At 38.8% G+C, this 25,099-nt stretch carries 25 protein-coding genes and 2 tRNA genes; 13 read left to right on the plus strand and 14 right to left on the minus strand.

From position 1 onward, the window contains the following. The first annotated feature begins 52 nt into the window (after positions 1-52). Positions 53-238 (plus strand): hypothetical protein, encoded by a 186-nt coding sequence (locus WA352_RS20245; protein WP_004807762.1) that lies wholly within the window; start codon positions 53-55, stop codon positions 236-238. Positions 239-280: 42 nt separating this feature from the next. Here the strand turns inward: WA352_RS20245 and WA352_RS20250 are convergent, their stop codons facing one another. From WA352_RS20250 to WA352_RS20285, 8 genes are all read right to left on the minus strand, one after another. Next, entirely contained in the window at positions 281-844 is a 564-nt protein-coding gene (locus WA352_RS20250; protein ID WP_033133312.1) for an FxsA family protein, read from the minus strand. Positions 845-1,030: 186 nt separating this feature from the next. Further along, complete coding sequence (locus tag WA352_RS20255; protein ID WP_033133313.1) at positions 1,031-1,465, minus strand: putative hemolysin; 435 nt, start codon at positions 1,463-1,465, stop codon at positions 1,031-1,033. 164 nt (positions 1,466-1,629) lie between these two features. Beyond that, positions 1,630-1,791 carry a hypothetical protein gene (locus tag WA352_RS20260; protein ID WP_005316127.1) on the minus strand — a complete coding sequence of 54 codons (162 nt, stop codon included), beginning with the start codon at positions 1,789-1,791 and terminating at the stop codon, positions 1,630-1,632. 168 nt (positions 1,792-1,959) lie between these two features. Beyond that, positions 1,960-3,378, minus strand: coding sequence for an NAD(P)/FAD-dependent oxidoreductase (locus WA352_RS20265; protein WP_033133314.1), 1,419 nt, complete (start codon positions 3,376-3,378; stop codon positions 1,960-1,962). 603 nt (positions 3,379-3,981) lie between these two features. Next, positions 3,982-4,194, minus strand: a complete 213-nt coding sequence (locus WA352_RS20270) for a cold-shock protein (RefSeq protein WP_004807774.1) — start codon at positions 4,192-4,194, stop codon at positions 3,982-3,984. Between the two features lie 459 nt (positions 4,195-4,653). Next, a complete protein-coding gene (locus WA352_RS20275; protein WP_004653101.1) occupies positions 4,654-4,863 on the minus strand; it encodes a cold-shock protein in 210 nt (69 codons plus the stop codon). 110 nt (positions 4,864-4,973) lie between these two features. Continuing rightward, entirely contained in the window at positions 4,974-5,207 is a 234-nt protein-coding gene (locus WA352_RS20280) for a hypothetical protein (RefSeq protein ID WP_004807776.1), read from the minus strand. Between the two features lie 185 nt (positions 5,208-5,392). Continuing rightward, positions 5,393-5,469, minus strand: a tRNA-Met gene (locus WA352_RS20285). Between the two features lie 297 nt (positions 5,470-5,766). On the opposite strand from WA352_RS20285, the gene ruvC reads away from it, so the two are divergent. Further along, entirely contained in the window at positions 5,767-6,312 is a 546-nt protein-coding gene (gene ruvC / locus WA352_RS20290) for a crossover junction endodeoxyribonuclease RuvC (RefSeq protein WP_004807778.1), read from the plus strand. On the opposite strand, the gene WA352_RS20295 is transcribed toward ruvC, so the two are convergent. Continuing rightward, positions 6,309-7,802, minus strand: a complete 1,494-nt coding sequence (locus tag WA352_RS20295; protein ID WP_033133315.1) for a bifunctional ADP-dependent NAD(P)H-hydrate dehydratase/NAD(P)H-hydrate epimerase — start codon at positions 7,800-7,802, stop codon at positions 6,309-6,311. The genes ruvC and WA352_RS20295 overlap by 4 nt on opposite strands. 23 nt (positions 7,803-7,825) lie before the next feature. On the opposite strand from WA352_RS20295, the gene queG reads away from it, so the two are divergent. Next, positions 7,826-8,950: a tRNA epoxyqueuosine(34) reductase QueG gene (gene queG / locus WA352_RS20300; RefSeq protein WP_033133360.1), complete on the plus strand. Its 1,125-nt coding sequence runs from the start codon at positions 7,826-7,828 to the stop codon at positions 8,948-8,950. A gap of 91 nt (positions 8,951-9,041) precedes the next feature. Continuing rightward, the gene (gene bioB, locus WA352_RS20305) at positions 9,042-10,031 is read left to right on the plus strand and encodes a biotin synthase BioB (protein WP_033133316.1); all 990 of its coding nucleotides are present in this window, start codon (positions 9,042-9,044) and stop codon (positions 10,029-10,031) included. 42 nt (positions 10,032-10,073) lie between these two features. Here bioB and WA352_RS20310 read toward each other — a convergent pair whose 3' ends face one another. Together WA352_RS20310 and WA352_RS20315 are read right to left on the minus strand one after the other, a co-directional pair. Next, entirely contained in the window at positions 10,074-10,286 is a 213-nt protein-coding gene (locus WA352_RS20310) for a hypothetical protein (protein WP_004807783.1), read from the minus strand. A gap of 130 nt (positions 10,287-10,416) precedes the next feature. Then, positions 10,417-10,764 (minus strand): hypothetical protein, encoded by a 348-nt coding sequence (locus WA352_RS20315; protein WP_004807786.1) that lies wholly within the window; start codon positions 10,762-10,764, stop codon positions 10,417-10,419. A gap of 489 nt (positions 10,765-11,253) precedes the next feature. On the opposite strand from WA352_RS20315, the gene WA352_RS20320 reads away from it, so the two are divergent. From WA352_RS20320 to WA352_RS20360, 9 genes are all read left to right on the plus strand, one after another. Continuing rightward, positions 11,254-11,787 (plus strand): fimbrial protein, encoded by a 534-nt coding sequence (locus WA352_RS20320; RefSeq protein WP_004653088.1) that lies wholly within the window; start codon positions 11,254-11,256, stop codon positions 11,785-11,787. An 80-nt stretch (positions 11,788-11,867) separates the two neighbouring features. Continuing rightward, positions 11,868-12,599, plus strand: coding sequence for a fimbrial biogenesis chaperone (locus WA352_RS20325; RefSeq protein ID WP_004807790.1), 732 nt, complete (start codon positions 11,868-11,870; stop codon positions 12,597-12,599). A 66-nt stretch (positions 12,600-12,665) separates the two neighbouring features. After that, complete coding sequence (locus WA352_RS20330; protein WP_033133317.1) at positions 12,666-15,239, plus strand: fimbria/pilus outer membrane usher protein; 2,574 nt, start codon at positions 12,666-12,668, stop codon at positions 15,237-15,239. Further along, the gene (locus tag WA352_RS20335) at positions 15,236-16,264 is read left to right on the plus strand and encodes a fimbrial protein (protein WP_033133361.1); all 1,029 of its coding nucleotides are present in this window, start codon (positions 15,236-15,238) and stop codon (positions 16,262-16,264) included. The genes WA352_RS20330 and WA352_RS20335 overlap by 4 nt, the downstream gene beginning before the upstream one ends. Before the next feature lie 154 nt (positions 16,265-16,418). Further along, entirely contained in the window at positions 16,419-17,318 is a 900-nt protein-coding gene (locus WA352_RS20340; protein WP_005316156.1) for a DUF4882 family protein, read from the plus strand. Positions 17,319-17,676: 358 nt separating this feature from the next. Further along, entirely contained in the window at positions 17,677-17,970 is a 294-nt protein-coding gene (locus tag WA352_RS20345) for a hypothetical protein (protein WP_005203129.1), read from the plus strand. A 321-nt stretch (positions 17,971-18,291) separates the two neighbouring features. Next, on the plus strand, positions 18,292-21,318 hold the full coding sequence (locus tag WA352_RS20350) for a LodA/GoxA family CTQ-dependent oxidase (protein ID WP_033133318.1): 3,027 nt from the start codon (positions 18,292-18,294) through the stop codon (positions 21,316-21,318). After that, complete coding sequence (locus tag WA352_RS20355; protein ID WP_033133319.1) at positions 21,319-22,425, plus strand: FAD-dependent monooxygenase; 1,107 nt, start codon at positions 21,319-21,321, stop codon at positions 22,423-22,425. A 107-nt stretch (positions 22,426-22,532) separates the two neighbouring features. Continuing rightward, positions 22,533-23,684 carry a catalase family protein gene (locus WA352_RS20360; RefSeq protein ID WP_033133320.1) on the plus strand — a complete coding sequence of 384 codons (1,152 nt, stop codon included), beginning with the start codon at positions 22,533-22,535 and terminating at the stop codon, positions 23,682-23,684. Between the two features lie 185 nt (positions 23,685-23,869). Here the strand turns inward: WA352_RS20360 and WA352_RS20365 are convergent, their stop codons facing one another. The 3 genes from WA352_RS20365 to WA352_RS20375 form a co-directional block, all read right to left on the minus strand. After that, positions 23,870-24,079 carry a cold-shock protein gene (locus WA352_RS20365; protein WP_004807805.1) on the minus strand — a complete coding sequence of 70 codons (210 nt, stop codon included), beginning with the start codon at positions 24,077-24,079 and terminating at the stop codon, positions 23,870-23,872. Between the two features lie 100 nt (positions 24,080-24,179). Next, the gene (locus WA352_RS20370) at positions 24,180-24,413 is read right to left on the minus strand and encodes a hypothetical protein (RefSeq protein WP_004807806.1); all 234 of its coding nucleotides are present in this window, start codon (positions 24,411-24,413) and stop codon (positions 24,180-24,182) included. A gap of 185 nt (positions 24,414-24,598) precedes the next feature. Next, positions 24,599-24,675 (minus strand) — tRNA-Met (locus tag WA352_RS20375). Between the last annotated feature and the right edge of the window lie 424 nt (positions 24,676-25,099).

Here is a 25,099-nt window from a genome sequence, read left to right on the forward strand (position 1 = left end):
TGATCTTTCACATAATTTGATAAAATAATCTTTTGAAACTGTGGAATACATCATGACCGAATTAATTAATAAAGGTGGATTTCGAGAACGTGCAAATCGTAGCCGTAAATACAAACAGTCCGAAAATGAGATTACAACTCTTCAACCAAGCCACTATCAGCCACAAAACAAAGAAGCCGATCTGCCTGCCACTCCAGAACCAGCTCAGAATCCACAAGAGCAAAAAGATAAGACATAAAAAAGCACACGCTATTGGTGTGCTTTTTTAAACCAATTGAAATCAGTTTACGTCTTTAAACTCAATTTTCTTTTGATCAGGTTTTACTTCACGCGCTTCGCCATCAATAATGGTTGAGTCTCTATATTGACCACCACCTTGTTGATTCTGCATATCCTGCATCTGACGCATCAGATCAGCAAATGGGTTCTGCCCTGCAGCACTACCAGCGCCCATGCCTCCCATCATTTTATCCATCATGGCTTGCTGACGTTTTGCCATCGTTTTCATCAATGCATTACGAAACGCCGTTTGAACAGGTGGAATTAAAACCAACACTGCCAATACATCAGAAATTAAACCAGGAACCATCAATAGAAAACCAGACATCGCTAGCGCCAATTTCTTGGTGACTGCTGGATCACCGCCTAATTGGCCTGTCATCTGCATTTGCTGCAATTGAGGCATGATGCTCGATGTACTTGAACGAACCATATTCAAGCCAATGAAGAATGCGATAATGAACCAGAAAAAGACATACCACATACTTCCAACGAGGTCACCCACGCCAATCCAAACTAAAACTTCGGCAATTGTGCCAAATACCACGATAAGAAGTAGATTCATGTCAAATCTCGAAAATTAAAACCTTGTGCAATCTTGAAGAATCAATCCTGACACAACAAATAAAATAAACTCAATAATCTAATTGATGGGTACATTTCTCAATTTATCAAGTCTGATATGATAGCTTGTATAAAAAAGCTCCCAATTAAATTTGATCTAATTGAGAGCCTCAATAATCTCTATCGATTAGCCACAAGTCGCTTGGATAATCTTCTTAGACTGCGGATCAATCGTTACTGTTACACGATTTTCACGATAATCCATAGTAACAGGCTGATTTGGTCCTACACTGCGAACAATCTCAGACTTAGTTTTTTGTTTGATTTGATCTTCGCTTAATCCAGACTGACCAATTAACTTTGTCGCTTCATCTGCTAGGCATTTTGGCTGACTTGCGCGGAACAACTCCCACTCTTCAACTACTTGTCCATTTGGTAACTTACAGTACCCAACCTGACCATTGGCTTCATTTTTAATTTCCAACTGACCACCTTGCTCTACGCAATATTTGCTTGCAGGGTTCGCCATACCAATTTTTGGCGGGGTCATATCTTTATTTGGTGTTGCTGAACACGCCGCCAATGAGGCTACAATTGCACCTAAGAGTAAGATCTTTTTCATAATTTGAATTCTGATAAAGTGAAAAGGCAAAGATAACAAAATAATGTCGATTATTATGTCTATGATTTGAAACAAAAAGAACTTAGGCGAAAAAGCATGGGCTGCATAAGGATGTAACCCATACTTTTTCACTCACAAACTTATCCAATAGAATAAAGATACGCTTATTGAATAATGATGTATTCCAACCGAATAGCCTGATCAATCAAGTAATGCTCTTTGATAATATAAAAGTAAGGTCGTGTATCCACCCACTCATCCATTGCCATAATAGCTTGCGTGTACCCCGTTGCCGCTGAAAAATCTTTAACTTGTATAATATCCATGGACTTCATCCTTTTTTATTTAGCCTAACATATTATATTTATTCATATATAGAACAAATTGAAGTCGAATAAGTCATTTATACACCACTCATCTTTCAAGCTTAAGAAACATAAAAAATGTCTCACAGGGTGGAGACATTTTTTATTAGAAATGAAGAAAATCGAATATTAAAACGAAACCATTTTGCCAGGATTGAGCATTCCAGTAACACCATACCAACCTTTTGACATTGGAATCGCTAAGGGCGCCAATAAACGACCAAATAAAATATCGTTGTGCTGAATTTTAGTGAGCATTGCATAATCGGTGTTCTTAGCTGAAAAATCATCTGCAATTGCTTTACCTATACGGACGGTTTGCGCCACACCATGCCCACTCCAACCATGTACCGCATAAATTGGAAATTTATTGCCAAATTTTCGATTATCAGTTGCGCCATTCATAGTCAAATCACTGACACCACTCCAGCAAAAGTCCATTTCGACATTTTCAAGCTGCGGAAAAACTTTATTAATTCGGCCTAATAAATATTGATTCATTCTGCCTACTGCCCAACTTATGCCTGTACCTTGCCCACCAAAAAGCAATCTATTCTTAGAAACACCACGATAATAATCAATCTGTAATTGCGTATCGTAGACAGGATGATCGTGTGGTAATAATTCAGTCATTGGCATGTCTAATGGCGCCGTAACTGCAATATAAGTATGAAATGGAATTGCTGTTTGTTTCTTTTCAGGGAGTAACTTAAATGCATTGTGATGTACTGCAATCACGACACTTTTACGTGCTTTAATCACACCCGATGCCGTCTGTACATAAACTCCATCAGCTTGTTCAGCGATCGACAATACTTCCGTTTGTTCAAACACCCGCCCGCCATTCTTACAGAAGCCATGTGCCAAAGCACGGTTAAGTGCCAATGGATGAATATGGCCACCCAAGTTATCGACCAAACCACCTTTATACAGGTTGGACTTGATCAACTCTTTTAATTCATACTCACCCACCACTTTCGTGTGATCCTCACCCAAATATTTCCGAGCATCTGCACCTTGAGTCAAGGCAATCAAATGTCCCTCATGTACCGCAGCGGTAATATGTCCACGTTTACGTGCCAAATTTACAGCATACTTTTCAGCAATTTGATCAATTAAAGACATTGCTTCCGTAGAGGTAAAATGCCAAAGTCTCTTGGCATCTTCATAACTAAAGCGCTTAATCATCTCCTCAGCTTCCCAACGCGCCAAACCTGGAGTAAGCTGCCCACCATTTCGACCTGATGCTGCGGAGCCAATGCGATTCTTTTCAACCAGAATCGTATCAACACCCTGCTCAGCCAAATGCAATGCTGTTGAGGCACCTAACAATCCACCACCGATCACAACAACATCACATTCTTGATCTGCTGATAAAGCATCAAAACAATGCCAGTCCTCTAAAGAACTCTCATAATAGTTTGCAGGATGATCAAATTGACCGTGTTTCGGATTAACCCAATTCCACTCACTCGAATTTTTATATGCTTTACTTTCTTTAAAAACAACATCATCTAAATGCGCTGGTTTCTCTATGTCACCAAACATTCTAAATTCACCTAAAACAATTTTTTACCGATTAATGCAAGCAGCTTATCGCAGAAAAATTGAGTAACAAAACCAGAATCTTTCAATAATTTTGATAGGTATATCCGTAGCCGAACATTCCATCAATATACTCAGATTATGAAAACCAATTAAATTTGATGTGCCCAGATCTTCAAGCATCGACGATAAAAATGAGGTGATTCAATAAAAATCAATAATTGAAATTAAAAAAGCACCCGAAGGTGCTTTTCTCTCTTATAGGCTAGTTGCAATCAATACCACAAAGCTGAATAACAATGTACCTAAAGATCTCTTGCAATGTACATGAACTTCTTGCTCAAACCCTTGAGCATACGGCTCCAAGTTTTCCATAACTTTAACGCTCATTAAATGTACTACACTTATTAATTTGCCTAACAAATCAATAGGAATAAATTAGCAAAAAGTCGTATATCTCGCTAGTGCAATTCTTCAACCAAATGGTGAATTTATGACAAAAATCGACACTTAATACAAAATAATTTTAAAAAAGAGCCTGCTTTACATCAAGACATAAAAAAAGCCCACCAAAGTGAGCTTTTTTTTTAAATATCGCGCTTAGTTTTAAGCAACGACAGTAATACCACTTGCTTGAGGGCCTTTTTTACCTTCAGTAATTGTAAAAGACACACGTTGACCTTCATGTAGTACTTTGAAACCACTGCTTTGGATTTCGCTGAAATGAGCAAAAACGTCTTGTCCAGAGTCTGCATGAATAAAGCCAAAACCCTTAGTTTCGTTGAACCACTTAACTGTACCAGTCACAGTATTAGACATATATTTAAACCTATTTTAAAAAATTTGGGGCGCTTAGCAGCGAGCAACTTGGAATCATAAACTCTGAGAGGAAATCTGATAAAACGAAAGGTTTATCTACAACTATATGAGATGCAAGATTTTCTGAATCAACAGCGTTATTCTTCTAGTTAGCTTTCACTATACACGACTTTACATTTTTCACGCAATCTCTATCTATCAATCCTACTCCCTACGTCTTTTTTCCGCAGGTTATTCAAGACTACGAATAAACAGAAAATAATTTTTCTAATTAATTTTCATACACTTAAATTTAAATATTTTCATCTAAATTCTAAATTATGATTTTTATATAAATTTTTAACATATTATTTCATTTTCTTTTACTCTCAAATATTCGCTATCTTCACTCAGTTCAAATTGTTTTAGCCACAAAAAAAGCCCACTGTTGTGAGCTTTTTTTTCACTGGTCTAAAGTAATTAGATAACAGTAATTAGAGTTGCTTGTGGGCCTTTTTTACCTTGACCAAGAACAAACGAAACGCGTTGGCCTTCATTCAATACTTTGAAGCCCTTGCTTTGGATTTCGCTGAAATGAGCAAAAACATCTTCGCCAGAGTCAGCTTGAATAAAACCAAAACCTTTAGTTTCGTTGAACCACTTAACAGTACCAGTAACTGTATCAGACATACCTTTAAACCTTTTAAACTTTGTTCATTTATGAATTAAATCAAAATTTTTACATCATGATTTAATACAATCTATCCTTATTGAATAGATACTACAAGTATGTGAACCATTTATGTCAATCGATAAAGTTGATTAACATCGGTATAAAAGCTTTTCCCGTCCAAATTAAAGTCAATTTCTTGACCTGATTCCAACAGGATCTTCTTTCCTACTTCTACCCATTTAAAACCATTCAGCGTATTTTGCTGACGCTTTAAAGGGATGATTCTCACACAAATTTCATTGCCATTACTGGCTTTGGCTACACGCCATTCATTAATAATTTTCAACACAAAATCACTCATTTCTGAGCTCAAGTGATCGATTTTGATTTACTATAACACTAGATAGATGAGAGAGGATAGCTACATTTCTAGAATCTAATAATTTTTAGCTTTATTTAGGGTTATTTCAGCTAACTTTATTACTGTCTATTCTTTTTAGACAGTAACCTTAAATACATCACAGAGCATAACTAATTTAATTCGGTTGGTAGCGGGAGCTGGATTTGAACCAACGACCTTCGGGTTATGAGCCCGACGAGCTACCAGACTGCTCCATCCCGCACCGACGAGTTAGCTTTATACGCACATCTTCCCCACAATGCAAATTATTTTTATAAAAATCGCTTAATTTATCAATTAATGTCTAAATTACACACAAAGTGATCAAAACTCACTCTTATTCAATGGGCCTGAGTTAATCTTGCAAATGAGTTCTCAATTTTCAGATATTCAATAAATCAATTAAGATTCGTTCAATAAAACAACTATTTCTTTATAATTCAAAATTCTACAAAAATATTATGCAGTAAAAAGCCCATTATGTAACAATATCATCACCCTTTCATTTATATAGTGCTGCATGTCATTAATTATTGGTATTGACCCTGGTTCACGCTTAACAGGTTATGGAATTATCGAAAAAGATGGCAATAAGCTGCGGTTTGTTGATGCAGGAACCATTCGTACTGAAACACAAGAAATGCCTGAACGTTTGAAACGTATTTTTGCGGGTGTCGAACGTATCGTTAAATTTCATGGTCCAACAGAAGCAGCGGTCGAACAAGTATTCATGGCACAAAACCCCGATTCGGCTCTTAAGCTCGGTCAGGCCCGTGGTGCGGCAATTGCTGCACTGGTGAATCTAGATTTACAAGTCGCAGAATACACAGCACGTCAAATCAAGCAGTCTGTTGTCGGTTACGGCGCAGCAGAAAAAGAACAAGTTCAGCTCATGGTGATGCGTTTGCTTAATTTAACCATCCAACCTCAAGCGGATGCAGCAGATGCGCTTGCCGCAGCAATTTGTCATGCTCATGCGTCAGGTAGTATGAGTAAAATGGCAGTACTCAATGCTTTAGGTGGTATGGCACGCGGCCGTAGCCGTTCGAGTAGCAGACGCCGTTAAACCTTTTGATTCACGACTTTATATATCATTTTTGCCATGTCATGCGCTTGTAATCCCCTCATACCCTTTTCAGCCAGCAGATCGCCTGCCTGTGCATGTAGGCTGACGATCTCATGCAATGCAATCTGTTGATGAAATTGAGCTTTTAAACTGGCAATCATACCTGCCAGCACATCTCCCATTCCTCCAGTTCCCATTCCAGCATTACCCTGCGTACAAATAAATAATTGTTCTTCTAAAATTAAACTACCTGCACCTTTCAACACCCATTTCCCTGCATATTTTTGTTGTAACTGTTGAATGGCAGCGATACGGTCTTGTTCTATATCCGCAGCAGTACACCCCAAGAGTGTTGCTGCCTCACCTGAATGTGGCGTTGCATAGAGATGCTGGTTTAATTGTTGCGGATGCTTGGCCAGAAACCACAAGCCATCTGCATCAAGTACAACCTCTAAATGTGAGTTTAGCTTGAGTAAATCAAACCATTGTAAATATATTTGCTCTGCCCATTCATCTCGACCTAAGCCCATACCAAAACAGACTGCATCCACTTGCATTAATAGCTGCTGAATGGCTTGCTGATCTAAGGCATTAATGTCTCGCACCATAATATTTGGTGAACGTGCCAAAATGGCTTGATGATGTTTTACATGACAAATGACACTGACTTTACCAGCTCCTGCATGAAACGCCGCTTCAGCCGCCATAATCACTGCACCGCCCATGTCTGCATGACCACCAACAACAAGCACATGCCCATAATTACCTTTGTGTCCAAAGGCTTGACGCTTGGGTAAAACGATTTTTTCAGGTGACAGATAAGCAAGTGGTTTTAATTCTTGGTCAATCGGAATCAAACTCAGCAAATGTAGTTTCCCCACATATTGCTTAGCTTGACCCGTAAACAAACCTGCTTTGTAGCCTAAGATCGTAAAGGTTTGATCGGCTTGTACTGCGCAAGGCAAAGCTTGTCCTGTATTGGCCTGTAAACCACTAGGAATATCGATTGAGACTTTTAAGCCTGTTTGTGCATTATACAATTGAATAATTTCTTGCCAGTTTGGATCTAGCATTCGGTTGAGACCAATGCCAAATAAAGCATCAATATGACAATCAAAAGTGGGCAGTTCTTGATGGACAGCATTTTCAGATAAAAGATAATCAACACTTTGAATATCGACTTGATGAGACTGGGCAAAATCTGCGGCTTGTTTTAAATCCACGGATTGTCCGAGTTCTGTTGCAAATACCGTAATGCTAAATCCGTATTGCTTAAGAAACGCAGCAATATAATAGCCATCACCCGCATTATTACCCTGCCCGCACCAAACTGCGATCTTTTGAGTTTTATTTTGCTGAAATTGTTGCATTAACTGTTGTGTAATTGTCCAAGCCGCTTGCTGCATGAGCCCTAAAGATGAGTTTTGCTGAGCAAACCAACACTGCTCCCATGCTTGGATACTTCGGCTATGGTAAACTACAGCTTGCATGTTTTTCTCCTTATTATCGTTTTATGGCTTCAAGCACACCATCTCAAACACAGTCTCAGAAAACGCCTGATAAAATCAAGTTGCAACAACTTGACCCTCAAGCATTAAAAGACTGGATCAAAGCACAGGCATTAGACTTGGGCTTTGCTGATTGTGTCATTGCCAAACCAGATGCTCAAGATCAAATGCCACGTTTTAAAGAATATTTAGAACGTGGTTATCATGCAGATATGCACTATTTAGAAGAAAACTTAGACAAGCGGGCTGACCCAACCTTGCTCGTTCCTGGTACAAAAAGCATTATTTGTGTGCGAATGAACTATCTTGTGGCATCACCCAAGCCCCGTTATGTACCATTTCAACCAAATTCTGCCATTATTGCGCGTTATGCACGAGGTCGTGACTATCATAAAGTCATGCGTGGACGTCTTAAAACCTTAGCGACCCGTATTAAGGAAAAAGTCGGTGATTTTGAATCACGCCCCTTTGCTGATTCTGCCCCTATTTTTGAAAAATCGCTGGCTGAAAGTGCAGGTATGGGATGGACGGGTAAGCACACCTTATTGATTCATAAAAAATCGGGCTCTTTTTTCGTTTTAGGAGAACTGTTTACTTCTCTAGAACTGCCTTTTGACCAACCTGCGACTGCACATTGCGGTTCATGTACTGCCTGTATTGATATTTGCCCAACACAGGCGATTGTTGAACCGTATATGCTGGACGCCAGAAAGTGTATTGCTTATCTAACCATTGAATATAAAGGTATTATTCCTGAAGAATTACGCTCAGGTATTGGCAACCGTATCTTTGGCTGTGATGATTGCCAGTTGATTTGCCCTTGGAATAGCTTTGCTAAAAAAGCGTCTATTCCAGATTTTGATCCAAGACATAGCTTAGATGACATCAGCTTATTAGAGATTTGGCAATGGGATGAAGCAACGTTCTTAGCCAATACAGAAGGCAGCCCAATCCGCCGTACAGGCTACCAATCCTTTAAGCGCAATATTGCAATCGGTCTAGGAAATGCTCCATACTCGGCTGAGATCGTGACGCAATTGCAAGATGCAAAAACGCTGCACGATGAGATCGTCAATGTACATATTGATTGGGCAATTCAACAGCAATTGCAGCAAATAAAAGTACACTGAATAGAAAAATGGTGTTTTTTGCCCTTTGGCTTTGGCACGATTTCTGTATGATGAATCTCAATGTCTGTAATCAATCATCATGGATATAACAATGACTTTACGTAATGACTGGACTCGTGATGAAATCCAAGCTTTATATGACCAACCCTTTTTAGACTTAGTATTTCAAGCACAAGGCGTTCATCGTCAGCATTTCCAAGCAAATGCGATTCAGGTCAGCACGCTACTTTCAATCAAAACAGGTAAATGCCCTGAAGACTGTAAGTATTGCTCACAATCTGCTCGTTACGACTCTAAGTTAGAAGCAGAAAAACGTATTGCCGTTGATAAAGTTATTCGTGAAGCACTTGCAGCAAAAGAATCTGGTTCATCGCGTTTCTGTATGGGTGCTGCTTGGCGTAACCCGCATGAGCGTGATATGCCTTATGTGCTAGAAATGGTACGTGAAGTGAAAGCATTGGGCCTAGAGACCTGTATGACTTTAGGTATGCTCAACCAATCTCAAGCGGAACGCTTAAAAGATGCAGGTCTAGACTATTACAACCATAACCTAGACACTTCTCGTGAATACTATTCTCATATCATCAGCACACGTACTTTTGACGACCGCTTGGATACTTTAGATCATGTGCGTCAAGCAGGCATGAAAGTATGTAGTGGCGGTATTGTTGGCTTAGGTGAAAGCCGTAATGACCGTATCGGTTTATTACATGAACTTGCAACCATGCCAGTACATCCTGAATCTGTGCCAATTAACATGCTGGTTCCAATTGAAGGTACACCTTTGGCTGATGTAGAAAAACTTGATGTGACTGAATGGATCCGTACCATTGCTGTTGCACGTATTATCATGCCACACAGCTATGTTCGCCTCTCTGCTGGTCGTGAATCATTAAGTGATTCTGACCAAGCGCTTGCCTTTATGGCGGGTGCGAACTCACTCTTCTCTGGTGATAAATTACTTACGACGCCAAATGCGGGTGAAGGCAAAGATCAGGTCTTGTTTGCCAAATTAGGTTTAACTGCGGAAAAACCGAAACCAACGGTTGCAGAGCTCTCCGTCGATGCCATGAGTGCATAAATAAAAAAGCCTTGTCAGATGACAAGGCTTTTTTATTTATGATTAAATTGATGTCACCAGAATGCCGTATTTGGCATTTAAAAACATTCCAACACGGATGATATCAACACCTGCTGCATGGGTTACTGACAATTCTTGGCTATGCACATCAAAATGAAATGAATCAAAAATGTCTTGATGTTGCATCAACCATGCAATCGTATCAGCAATACGCTCATCAACAGTATATGTTTCTGATTTAAAGTCCTTACTCATAGCACTATGTTATCTTCACCTGATCTTTCCATCATAACGGATAGATAAGCTTCGTGCAGCTTGTTAAAAAAACACTTAGTAAAGGACATTACTCACTAAGTGTATTAACTTGAAATATGTTTTGAATTGCTTAAGCCGCTTGTGGACTCAGGATATTTTGGCCCGCTTTTAAGCTTGCAACTGCTTTGGCATTAAATTCTAAAGTCAGCACATGGTTATCTAAATGAACATGATAAGACTGAATCAATGACTGCTGACCCTCATCTGTTTCAAGCACATATTCATCTGCAATATTTAAAATACCTTCTAAATTGGTTGTACTAGAGGCACGATCATGACTGAATAAATCATAAATCGTCTGCAGATTAAAGCTTGTTTGCTGTTCCGTAGCATGGCTTTTTAAATAACTTTCTAGGAATAAAACAAACTTGTGTGCGAAGAAATAGTAGTTTGGTTTGTGGGTATAAAGCATGTTCATTGAAAGCTCCTTTACGGTGTTTTTTTCATCTAATCATGACTAAAAAACTAAGGATTTAACCTTAAAAGATTCTTAAAAGAACTTTGAGCTTTTTGTTAATAAACTTAATAATCACGCTAAAAACTTGATTATTCATCTAAATTATTTTTTTATTTTTGCAATACAGATCACAAAAAAATGTGAATTCCTTTATTTTTTGATCAAAAAATATTCAAATAGGCCTTTTTTATGAAAGGAAAAAACAATCAGTCTTAAGCAATATTAAACAAACAGGCTAAAAAATCTGTTTTTACCAGAAATAAAAATACTTTATATCAATAACTTATTTATGATCGGAATTTTAGATCGAAATACACCATAAAAATGTGATGCAGTTTGCATTTATAAAACCTAGTGATATATATTTCGCACATTACTTGTTCAGCGCAAAAATCCAACTGAGAAGTAATTTTAATTCAAACTTTTAGCCGATGTGTTCGAGAAATTATTATGAAAAAACTTGCTTTGATCGCTGCTCTTTCAGTTGTAGGTATTGCTAACGCTCAAGCTGCTGACGGAACGATTACAATTAATGGTCTAGTAACAGACAAAACTTGTGACATCGTGACTCCAGCTGGTAAAGACTTTACAGTAACACTTCCAACTGTTTCTAAACAAACTCTTGCTAACGCAGGTGATGTTGCTGGTCGTACTCCATTCCAAATCAACTTGGGTAACTGTTCAGAAGGTAAAGTTGCAACTTACTTCGAACCAGGTGCGACTGTTGATTTCAATACTGGCCGTTTACTTAACCAAAACGCTGGTGGCGCTAAAAACGTTGATGTTCAATTATTAGGTAACAACAACCAAGTAATCCCAGTTCTTGCTGCTGGTAGCAACGGTGCTCAAGCTAACTCGCAATGGGTTGACGTTGTAGAAGGCGGTACTGCTGACCTTAACTACTATGCTGAATACTATGCAACTGGCGCGTCTACTGCTGGTGAAGTAAACACTTCAGTTCAGTACACTATTATTTATCAATAATCTATTGATAAACTTTGCGAATTTCTAGATTTCTAGGAATTCGCAGTTGTACACTTCACGCAATCATAGAGAAAATTTAAATGGCACTGAACGGTTACAATTTTTTGCTTGGTTTAACGATGTCGTCGGCTTTGATCGCAAGTCATACACATGCGGAAATTATTTTGCATGGAACTCGCGTTATTTATCCATCTGACGCTCGTGAAGTGACTTTGCAAGTCAGTAACAATGGTTCTAAGCCATCGCTTGTTCAAGCATGGATTGATGAAGGTGATGCTAAAAGTACACCGGATCAGTCTAAAGTTCCGTTTATGATTACCCCTCCTATTTCGCGTGTAGACCCAACGAAGAGCCAATCGCTTCGTATTACTGCATTACCCAATGCGGCTCAGTTAAATCAAAAACAAGAAACTGTTTTTTGGTTGAATGTTTTGGATATTCCACCAAGACCAACCGCAAACAGTAAAGATGCTATTCCTGATAATTTTTTACAGCTCGCAATTCGTTCACGCATTAAGTTTTTCTATCGTCCAGCCAGCATCAAAGCTGATGCCAATCTCGCTGGTGAAAAATTACAATGGGCGAAAAGCGGACAAACTTTAATCGTAAAAAATCCAACACCATTTCACGTCACCATGACTGCGGTGTACCAACAAAATGCAGGAAAGCCAGTTGACCTACTGCCTAAAGGTCTAATGCTCTCACCTTTTTCAGAGGACAAAATCCAATTGAAAACTGGGAGTACTGAAAAATTGAGCTATGTAAGCATCAATGATTACGGTGGTCGTATCGAACACCAGATCAAGCTTTAATAACAAACAAATTTATTTCCAATCAATAAATGATTTTGTACCTATCATTGAATAGGCGAACCGATTATGTCAAAGAAAAATGCAACAGCTAAATTCTTGAAGCGTCGTATCTGTTATTACCTTACTTCTGGGGTAGTCACAATCACGATGCCTATGGCTGTTTATGCAGTAGAACAGACAGCAGAAAAAGCTGCACCAATGGAAGCAGAATTTGACTCTGTTTTTTTAATCGGTGACGCCCAAAAAGTAGATATTTCTCGTTTTAAATATGGGAACCCCGTTTTACCTGGGGAATATAACGTTGATGTTTATATCAATGGTAACTGGTTCGGCAAAAGAAGAATGATGTTTCGTTCGGCAGAACAAAACCAAAATGCCTTTACCTGTTTCACTTCAAGCTCATTGCTTGAATACGGCGTAAAACAAGAAGTTCTGGTTAACCGTACAGAATCTGCTGCGCCGAATGGTTGTTACAAAATCGAAGAATGGATCGAAAATGCATTTTATGATTTCGATACCTCACGCCTGCGTGTCGATATTTCGATTCCACAAATTGCATTACAAAAAAATGCGCAAGGCTATGTTGATCCAAGTATTTGGGATCGTGGAGTTAATGCTGGATTTTTATCTTATAGCGGTAGTGCCTACAAAACCTTTAATCGCTTAAATGACAATAAAGAAACCACCAATGCCTTTATGGCGATTACTGCTGGTGCAAACATTGCTGGCTGGCAATTACGCCACAACGGTCAGTGGCAATGGCAAGATGGTGCTCAAAGTGAGCTAGATCAAAATAACAAAAAGAAATCAAACTATGAGTCTACCAGTACCTATTTACAGCGTGCTTTTCCTCAATATCGTGGCGTTTTAACCTTAGGCGATAGCTTTACCAATGGTGAGTTATTTGACTCATTCGGTTACCGCGGTTTAGATTTTTCTAGCGATGATCGCATGTTGCCAAATAGTATGCTCGGCTATGCACCCCGTATTCGTGGTAATGCAAAAACCAATGCGAAAGTAGAAGTTCGCCAACAAGGTCAATTGATTTACCAAACTACGGTTGCACCGGGTAGCTTTGAAATTAATGATCTCTACCCTACAGGGTTTGGTGGTGAGCTTGAAGTTTCGATTATTGAATCGAATGGTGAAATTCAGAAGCTTGCCGTTCCTTATGCATCTGTCGTGCAAATGCTACGTCCTGGATTAAGCCGTTACTCAGTCACTGCAGGTGAATTCCGCGACCGTGATATTGATTTAACACCTTGGGTCACGCAGGGTAAATACCAACGTGGTATTAACAACTATTTGACGGGCTATACTGGCTTTCAATTGGCTGAAGACTACAGTGCCCTATTATTAGGTGCTGCCGTTGCAACGCCTATTGGTGCGGTATCTTTTGACGTTACCCAATCAAATACTGACTTTGATAAGCAAGGTTCGCAATCTGGACAAAGTTTCCGTCTAAGTTATAGCAAACTTATTTCACCAACCAATACCAACTTAACTTTGGCAGCATATCGTTATTCGACAGAAAACTATTATAAGTTACGTGATGCCCTACTTATTCGTGATCTTGAAGATAAAGGTGTGAATACTTTTGCTGTGGGCAAACAGCGTAGTGAATTCCAAATTACCTTGAACCAAGGTTTACCTGAGGGTTGGGGTAATATTTATATGGTCGGTTCATGGAACGATTACTGGAACCGTAATGAGACCAGTCGCCAATACCAAGTAGGTTATAGCAATAACTACCATGGCTTAACCTATGGCCTTTCTGCGACCAATCGTCAAATCGAATATGGTTCAAATAATCAAACCCGTGATACTGAATATTTGATGACTCTTTCGTTCCCAATGAATTTCAGAAAGAGCTCTGTCAATGTCAACGCAAACGTATCTGAAAACAACCGCACAGTGGGTATGAGCGGTATGGTCGGTGATCGCTTTAACTACGGCGCTTCTGTATCTCATCAAGACAGACAGAATCCGAGCTTTAACGTTAACAGCCGCTATCGTACCAACTTTGCGACAGTAGGTGGTTCTTATAGTATCGCTGATTCATATCAACAAGCAATGGTTAGTATGAGCGGTAGTATTGTTGCACATGATAAAGGCATCCTGTTTGGCCCAGAACAAGGTCAAACCATGGTATTGGTCTATGCCCCAGATGCGGCAGGCGCCAAAGTTAATAATACGACCGGTCTGAGTGTAAATAAATCTGGTTATGCTGTGATTCCTTATGTAACACCATACCGTCTAAATGACATCACACTTGACCCACAAGAAATGTCGACCAATGTTGAATTAGAAGAAACCAGCCAACGTATTGCGCCTTTTGCTGGCGCGATTGCTAAAGTTGATTTCTCAACTAAGAAAGGCTATGCCATCTACATCAACACCAAAACAGCAACGGGTGAAAGCTTACCGTTCGCTGCACAAGTCTTTAACACCAAAGATGAGTCTGTTGGTATTGTTGCACAAGGCAGCATGGTGTATTTACGTACGCAAGAGCCAAAAGGTGATTTGTATGTAAAATGGGGTGAAGAAGCCAATGAACAGTGCCACTTCAGTTATGATGTTACAGCACAAATTTCTAGCGACCAACAAAGCATAATCATGACTGAGGCAGTATGCAAATGAAAAAATTACTCTTAAACAGTGTTTTGCTTACCGCAGGTCTCGGTATCTATACTGAAGCAAATGCTGCTTGTACTCCAGAAATAGACAGGGGTAAAGAATTTAAAACAGTCGATATCTCAATGGCTGTGGGTCGTGTCGTTGTGAGACCAACGGATGAGGTTGGTAAAATTTTGCGTAAAGCTACTTTCCCTATTACTCCTAATGGTTCAACCTATTGGTGTGATAGAAACGGAGGAACTTTAGAAGCAAATCTTTCTCAAAGTTATGCTCTGAGTCCTTTAGGGAATAACATCTATTCTACTAATATTGAAGGTATTGGGATTCGCCTTTATCGTGAAGCTGAGAATGCGACAAATTTCTCTGGATATTATCCATATCGAGCATCAACACAAAGAAATACGAGATATACACTTGCAAATGGTTATTTTGTTGTTGAAATTATTAAAACAGCAAACCAAACTGGATCTGGTGCTCTAGTCCCTGGTCGATATAGTGCCTACCATGCTAGCGGATACGGAGTTACGCCTTGGTTAACAAGTACGGTGTATGGCAATGCCATTACCATTGCCTCTTCCTCTTGTGAACTACAGGGCAATATTAATAAAGTGGTTCAACTTCCTACTGTGATGAAAACAGGCTTTAGTGGTGTTGGTTCAACCCAAGGTGAGCAAGCCTTCGACTTAAATATCTTATGTAATGGTGGGAAAAACCCAACGGGATATGAAGAAAAGAACCAAATCAGTTTAGATTTTGATTTTCCACAAGACGGTACCAACAACCAAGTAATGTCCAATACAGCACCAAACTCAACCAAAGCCAATGGTGTTGGTGTACAACTTCTTTGGAAATATCAAAATAAAAATCAAGTGATCCGCAAAGGTGACAAGTTGGATGTTGGTACAGTCAACTCAAACCAAACTGTACAATACAATATCCCGCTGTCTGCCCGTTATTATCAAACAGCAACCAATGTTACTGCGGGTACTGTCCGTGCGATGGCAACCGTAACCATTCAATACGATTAAACTTTTTATAAGACCTCTTCCCAAACGAGAGGTCTTTTTTTATAAAAACCTTAAAAAATATAATTAAGTTATTAATTTAAAAATTAATAACTTCAAAACTTCTCACACTTAATTTTTGATAAAAACCGTAAATAACACACCAGAGGAACAATCAATGAAAAAACTGAGCATATTTGCACTTAGCCTAGCCCTAGTTGGCTGTGGAGAAAATCAAAATAGTTCACAAGATAATTCCAATGCTCAATCAACAGTAACAACATCCAGCAACTTTAACTTGCGTAGTTTTAGCCAAGCACAAACATGCCAATATAACTTCGATGCAACACAGCAAGATTATGATGCTTGGAACCTACAAAACCCAGGATACACTTCAGCCACTCAATTTCCTGAAATCAATGGTCAAAAATTTGGATTTACAGTGAAATCAACTCCTATTGAAGAAGAAGCCCACACCAGCTACACCGCAACCAGTAAAGCTGCATTAGAACCAACAAACAATAATGGTGATTTTCCTCTACCTACGACAGGTATTATTGCATTTGAAATGCAGGTAAAAATTCCAACTCCACCTCCTACAGGCGATTCCTCATATACATCTTCATTCTGGATTAGAGGCATGACTGATAATGGATATGCAATTCACTCAGATTTTGGCTTTCAGTCTGGAACTCATGATCCAGACTTTGGAGAAAATCCAGCTGCATTATTCTATTCATTAAGATATCAACTTAGTGATGGTACTGGACCTACGACAGTTGGTCATTACAAGAATACAAAAGTGACCAGTAATACAGATAATTATCAACGTTTAGGTATCTATATCAACCAGCTAACAAAACAGGTTGGATTTATCTTCAATGGTGCTGATCAAGGCTATCAATCTACCCTACCTGCAGCACTTGAAAATCTTAGTTTTAACATTAATAGCGGAGTTTCTATATATTCCAATCATTTAGATGGGCAAGAGCTATCATCTGAGCTGATCACTGACCGCAACGCTCTACAATTCAGCTACCCTCAAGGTACAACAGACATCTGTGGCAATGTGATTTAACCCAGTTAGAGTCAAAAAGCCTAATCGACGATTAGGCTTTTTTGTCTTACAAAAACAGTAATAACATAATTTCTCAAGAGTAATGATATACCTAAGTTCCATATTTGAATTTTAAAAATATGTTACAGCGACCATATAATGTACACCAGACAGGTCAGGTTTTTAAATTCGCATTAAAACAAAAATATGTGACACAATTAACAAACTCAAATAAACATATTAATTATCAATTTAAAAGCAAAATTTTAAATACATCACACTTTAAATAACTATTTAATCAATATTTAATTTTAATATTGCCTTAATAATAATACTTATGTTAATTAATACTTAATACATCATATAAAAGGCAATAAACATGTATAACAATATCTATAAATCTGCCCTACTTTTATCATTAATGGCATTTGCTTCGGTGGGTTATTCTGCAAGCACAATCCAAATGAATGGAAGTATAGTAGAAGATACTTGCTCTCAGCAGCATAACACTAGTGATTGTCAGCAGTTGAATCAAATCAGAGATAAGATTGATTCTCAATCAATTTCTCTCAGTGACTTAAGCACTCATACACAAAAAAATACAACCACCGACATTAGCTTCGAACAGCTACCAGATAAAAAGAATGCTGTTATTATCGCAAGTTACTACTAGTTACTACTAGTTACTAAAATATACATCAATATGTGAACTAATTAACATTTAAATTATTAGTTCACATTGTTCCAATCATAAAAACACTTAACAAATACTCGGCTTTATTTAGATTTTATTAAAAAATTAATTCAAAAAAACTACCCACTGTTTATTTTCAATAAAATATTCTTAATAAAAAAACTTAAAAAACAATTTAATTAAAACAGAATATGGAATTATTTTATTTATTCCATTGCATACATATTGACCACCCACAATATTTTCTATAATTTCATAAACGATGAAAATAAAAACACTTTAAAATAATAAGGACAAAAAATGGATCACTTAAAATCAGATTCGCCCAGCAATACGCCATGTGTTGATTGTACAAAAGACCCGATTGAATCTTTGAAAGCCATGTTTGTGGACATGGTACAAGCTGGGAGAATTCGCAAAGGTCAATGCCCTGCCATGCGACCAGTATTTCTTAAACCACACGGGGTAGCTGCTGCTGAATTCATTATCCGTGATGATTTACCCGAGAAGTTCCGTGTCGGATTATTTTCAAATTTAGGCAAAAGTTACCCGACCTGGGTTCGCTTCTCATCTGACACCACACCAACAAATACGGACTTCAAATCTACCCTTGGTATCGGGATCAAACTATTTGATGTTGAGGGAAAAAAAATACTCGGTAACCCTGATGCGAGTACCTTTGATTTCTTGATGCAGAATTTTGATGCTTTTTTTGTCGACACTGCAAAAGATATGTGTGAATTTACCAAAGCTGGTGTGGTCGATGGTGATTATGATCCTTATCTAAAAGCTCATCCAAAAACCTCAGAATTACTGGATGCAATGGCAAAACCCGTAGCCAGTGTTTTAGCTTCCGCTTACTGGAGTGGTTTACCCTTTCAATTTGGTCCAAATGAGTATGTAAAATATAAACTAGAACCTGTTTTTTATCTTGACCCACCGAACCATTCGCCTAATGACCCTTCTTATTTAGCCAACGACTTAATCTCGAGATTAAAAGTCTCTGAAGCACGATTCCGCTTCATGATCCAACTCAGAACAGATCCTGAACGTATGCCATTAGACGAAGCAACTGTCGTCTGGCCAGAAGATTTAAGCCCACCTATTCACGTTGCCGACATCATCATACCCATTCAAGATATTTCAGCTCGCGGGCAAGCCGAATATGGTGAAAACTTAGCAATGAATATTTGGCGTGTCACTGCTGAACATGCTCCTGTCGGTTCTATCGCAGATGCTAGACGTGTTGTTTACTCAGCTTCGGCTGAGTTACGCCGTAATGTAAATGGTGTACCTCTAGGTGAACCTGATACTCCTCGTCCTGTTATTTCCCCAGCAGCGTGTATCGATACCAAGATTGTTCGTGCAGCAATCCATCCTGCAATTGGGGTCGCTCGCGTAGGTGACAGTGAAAATGAGTTTTTTATTGGACCAGAGCTTGTTGATGCTCCAACAGACCCAACCCAGCAGCCCAATAGCTATCGAGATAAGACTGGTGCAATCAAAAGGCAAGCAGCTCGATTCCGTATCTATGGCTACAATGCTGCTGGCGACGTAGTCCGTGAGCTGAATCCAGACAATGCAGATATTGTCTGGACTGTCCATGTTGCCAACCGTAAAGCTGAATGGTATCAATTTCAGTATGCACTGGACATACCAGAAGCCGTCAATGCTCCTGATAATGCGTTCACGCTACGTAATCCCAAAGTCAAACCAGCCAATCGACATAAATTAGCCATTGATCCAGGCCCACGTAGTATTTTTGGTCGTAATGTTTCGGGTGGTGCTGAACATCGTTTTGATACTGGAACTTTCCAAGCAGCAGCGGAACAGGCTGTGACTGTGCCTTTAGGTGAAATTCAAACAGATGAAAATGGACATTTATTATTTTTAGGTGGGCATGGTAAATCAGCATCTCCAACTCATGCACCTGTTTATGATCCAGACCATCCGCCAAGCTTTAATAATGCTGATGATTGGTATGATGACACATCCGATGGCCCAGTCACTGCAACAGTTTCCATAAATGGAATCGAGATACCCGTTGAATCTGCGTGGGTTGTTGTTGCTCCACCCAACTACGCACCAGATGTTGTGAGCTGGCGAACCATGTACGACCTTATGTGCGATGTCTACGTCAATGCAGGTTGGATGGTGATGCCTGAAAAGCCATCCTTTACTAAGGACATTTGGCCACTCCTGAAACGTCTAGGCGGTTTACAGTGGGTAAATAAAGGTTTTGCAGCCTACTTTGGCAAAGGCTGTCCAATGGATTTTAATAACCCTGCACTGCTGGCTAAACTTTCATTCCAATCAAAGAATAAAAATTTGGCTGATCCATATAGTGAATTACGCCGTGCCATCTTGCATAGTTTCAGACCATCCAAACCTAGCGTAGCTGAGCCAGTACAATGGCCACATATTTGGCCTTGGATTTATGGTGATGCGTTTGGAAGCTTTCCAGAAAATGGGCCCGGCAATATGCTCACTATGACGGGTTTACAAGAAGGTCTACTCCGAAACTGGGTGGACGGAAATTTTATCGATGACTGGTCTAATGAAGAAATTAAACCTCCTTCATCTTTAGATCAAGTTCCATTACAAGATCAACCTCATACATTAGATCAGGCAGCCTTGCATTATTGTCTGGCAGATACCTTTCATCCCGGTTGTGAAATGACATGGCCGATGCGTCATGCCAGTATGTATAGTTCACCATTCAGAATCAGATTACGTGCAGCTACAAATCCCGAACCAGACTATGGCTCAACAATGACCCCCATCAAAGTTCAGCAAGTTGATGGCCCCTTATATGCTCAAGTCGCAGGCAGTATTACCCGCTGGATGGCAGTCCCATGGCAAGGAGATACTGCATTCTGCCGCTCTGGATACGATCCAGATTTCGATCCCTATCTTCCAACATTTTGGGCAGCCCGTGTTCCAAACCACGTTCTCACGGAACAAGACTATCAAAAAGTTATAAATCCCGACCTATCGAGAGAAGAACGTATCGCCGCCTTTAATCAACGCCACAGTTGGCTACGCGCAATCCAAAATGCAGATACTGCCGAAGTGATGAAGCGTATGATTGCTCAATTTAATGAACTTGGTATTGTTGAAGTCCGTGCAGGTGTAAAGGACGATCCAGATATTCCTGAATATATCTATGTTGAAACACTGATTGCTGGTCAATTAAAAACGGCTGCCGAACATGCAACCAACTTGTTAGAAAGTAAGGTTGAACCACTTACTGACTTAGAAAAAGCAGGCTGGGCAAGTCATGAACAGTTATTGGCATTCCGCTCTGTCCGTGTACAAAAACGCTAAATGAATAACTTAAAGGTAGATGTTTGTATCGCAGGTCATGGGCCTGCTGGACTTATAGCGGCAAGACAACTTGCTTTGGCTGGGTTATCGGTGTGCACCATTGATAACCCAAGCCATAAGGTACATAAATTTGGTGAAACACTCCCCGGATCAGCAATTCGTTTATTAACCAAACTCGGCCTTCAATCAATCATTAAGCATTTACAAACAGAGCAGCATGCCAATGGCTACTATTCACCTCGTGTCGGTGGAAATATGTCTTTTTGGGGAAGCGAGTCCCCCATCATTTCTGATGCCTTACATGATCCCTATGGGTTTGGACTTCGGATTGATCGGCAGAAATTCGATATGCTTTTAGCGCAGCATGCTCATGTTGAGGGAATAGTAAAATTTAGTGCAAACATTTTGGATTTAAAAAAAGATCGTAATATTTGGAACATTCAATTGGAATGTGGCAAATCCATTGCAACAAAATGGATTGTTGATGCAACAGGCCGCAGCGCAAAAATCATCCGTCTACTCGGTATTCAGCGCCATCGTGGTGTACCATTGGTTGCGCTGTATCGAACATTTAAACCAGAGAAAAGTATTTCACTCAGTAAAACCATCATTTCATCACATAAAAATGGATGGTTATATGCAGGGAAAATTTCAGAACAAAAATGGGTTCTTGGCTATCACACAATCCCCAAAACCGCAGCAGCACTTCACAACTATCCTATACACTGGGATGAAATAATTAAAACCAATGCGATCATACCTGAGCTTTTTGGTAAATTAGAATTTGGAAAAAATATCTGTTGTCATGATGTACGTAGTGTTTGGTTAAAGCAGGGTTTAGGGGAAGGCTGGATTGCTTGCGGTGATGCTTTATTGGCATTTGATCCTATCGCAGGGCAAGGTTTGTTTAATGCAATTTATACCGCAATGAAAGCAGCAGAAACGATTGTACAATATGATCAAAATAAGGATGCTCATCAACATTATTTAGCTGAAACTCATAATATTATTAGAATCTATGAAAATCGAAGATATTCATTATATAAGCAAGAACAAAGATGGTTGAACAGTCCATTTTGGAAAGCACATCAAATGACCACTGGCTAAGCTAGACCAAATGATGAACACAAGTATAAAAATCAATTAGATCAGCGTATTTCTTCTACTCACGATCTTTTAAGTTGCTAAACTGATTTATGTTATGGAGCAAATATATGTTAGGTCTGATGCCTTTAGTACGCTTCGGTTTATTTTTCACAATCACTCCTCTACTGATCAGTATAAGTGGTTGCGCTTATCAGCATCAAAAATCAAGCATTGTGGCTAATACACATAAAATCCCCTATCCAACCATTGATACGGAATTAGGTGAAAAGTTACAACCGAACGAGAGTATTTTGGCTGCACAAATTTCTGAGGAAATTGGACAAAATATCCGTAAACAGTACGCAGCAGGCCATGTGCTACGTGATGCACATCCTAAAGCACATGGCTGTGTTCGGGCAGAATTCCATGTCTCAAAATCGTTACCATCAAACCTAGCGAAAGGCATTTTTATTGCTGATAAAACATATTCAGCATGGATTCGTTTCTCCAATGCTTCAGGAGATGCCACCCAAGCCGACAATAAAAAAGATGCGCGCGGCATGGCAATCAAAATTCTAGGCGTTACTGGAAAAAAGATTATGGAGAATGATAATCAAGCAATGACTCAAGATTTTATTATGATTAATCATCCTGTATTTTTTGTAAATCAACCTGATCGCTATTTATCCATTATACGGAATATAAATAGTGAAAGTACGCTCAAAAAATTGCAGATTCCTTTTGTCCTAGGTTTGCAGGGCACTATGAATGCGCTTAAAGCGAGAAACTCAATCATTTCCAATCCAATACAAGCCCGATACTGGTCAATGGTGCCCTATCAATTAGGATTAGGCGCTGACCGTCAGGCAGTTAAATATTCAGCAAGGCCTTGTTCTCAAAATATAACACTAGTGCCAGATCACCCTAATCATGACTTCTTAAGAGAAGCGCTTCGAAATAGCTTACAAAAAGGTGATGCATGTATGGAATTTCTGATCCAACCGAGAACATCAAATAAAATGCTCGTAGAAGATTCGATGACTGAATGGAAAGAAGCTCAAGCTCCATTTTATCAAGTTGCAACGATCCATATACCACAACAAAATTTTGATACGCCTGCTCAGAATGAATTTTGTGAGAATCTTTCATTTACCCCGTGGCATTCACTGCCTGAGCATAGACCCTTAGGCGCTATAAATAGATTGCGTAAAGTGATTTACGAGAATATTAGTGCAATCCGACATGAAATGAATTCTACTCAAAGAAAAGAACCACTATAAACATTTTTGTAGATATTCAATTGAATGGGCCATTCTTGATCTTATATTAAGTTTGATAGCAACTTGACTTCGTCATAAGAATCGAGGAACAGATTAGAATTTATAATAGTATTTAATTAAGCTAGTGCAATAAATAAACATAAAAAAGCCCATCTATCGATGGGCTTTTTCACTGCTCTAACTAATTAGATTACAGTGATAAGTGTTGCTTGTGGTCCTTTTTTACCTTGTCCAGGAACATAAGAAACACGTTGGCCTTCATTCAAAACCTTGAAGCCATTGCTTTGAATTTCGCTGAAATGAGCAAATAAATCTTCGCCAGAATCAGCTTGAATAAAACCAAAACCTTTAGTTTCGTTGAACCACTTAACAGTACCAGTAGCTTTATCAGACATACTTTTAAACCTTTTAAACTTTGTTTATTTATGGATCAAAACCTTAAATTTTGATCCAATCTATCTTTACTAAAAAAGATACTACCATTGTGTGAATTATCTATGTCAAACGATAAAGCTGGTTAACATCAGTGTAGAAACTTTTTCCATCTAAATTAAAATCAATCTCTTGACCAGACTCTAGAAGTACTCTCTTTCCAACTTCAACCCATTTAAAACCTAACAACGTATTCTGTTGACGTTTAAGTGGGATAATTTGCACACAAATTTCATTGCCATTACTGGCTTTGGCCATACGCCATTCATTAATAATTTTTAACACAAAATCACTCATTTCTGAGCTCATGTGATTGATTCGATTTACTATAACGCTAGACAGATGAGAAGAAGATAACTGCATTTCTAGAATCTAATAATTTTTAGCTTTATTTAGGATTATGTAAGCTAATTCAATTGCTATTTGTTCTTTCCAGAATAGCAACTATAAATACATCACAGAGCAAAATTAATTAAGTCGGTTGGTAGCGGGAGCTGGATTTGAACCAACGACCTTCGGGTTATGAGCCCGACGAGCTACCAGACTGCTCCATCCCGCACCGACGAGTTAGCTTTATAGGCGCTTTAACTTAATTATGCAAGTTTAATATTGATTAATAGCAACAAGAGCTCAATTTACAGTCGATTTATCAATATTTTTGAGTTTAACGGCACTTTTACTTCAATTTGAGTTGTATCAGTTTTTCACTAAAGTTAGATAAAAATAAGAAGAAAGTGAAAAAAGTAATATGTAGTATTGCCTATTCAAAGTATAGCTACATAAATTCCCCCTCATTTTTAGAGGTTTAGCCCTTTTCATTTAGAGCGAATAAATTAGTATCAACTATTCAAAAATATTTACTTGAGTCTGTCCATCTATAGAAAATATACACTTCCCTTTGAATTCTTGTGCATTACCCAACTCATTTTCGGCACAGAACTCTAGGTAAATATACACATCTCCACTTTTTTGATTTATATAGT

The sequence above is a fragment of the Acinetobacter sp. 102 genome, from assembly GCF_037028485.1.
Lineage (GTDB): Bacteria > Pseudomonadota > Gammaproteobacteria > Pseudomonadales > Moraxellaceae > Acinetobacter > Acinetobacter higginsii.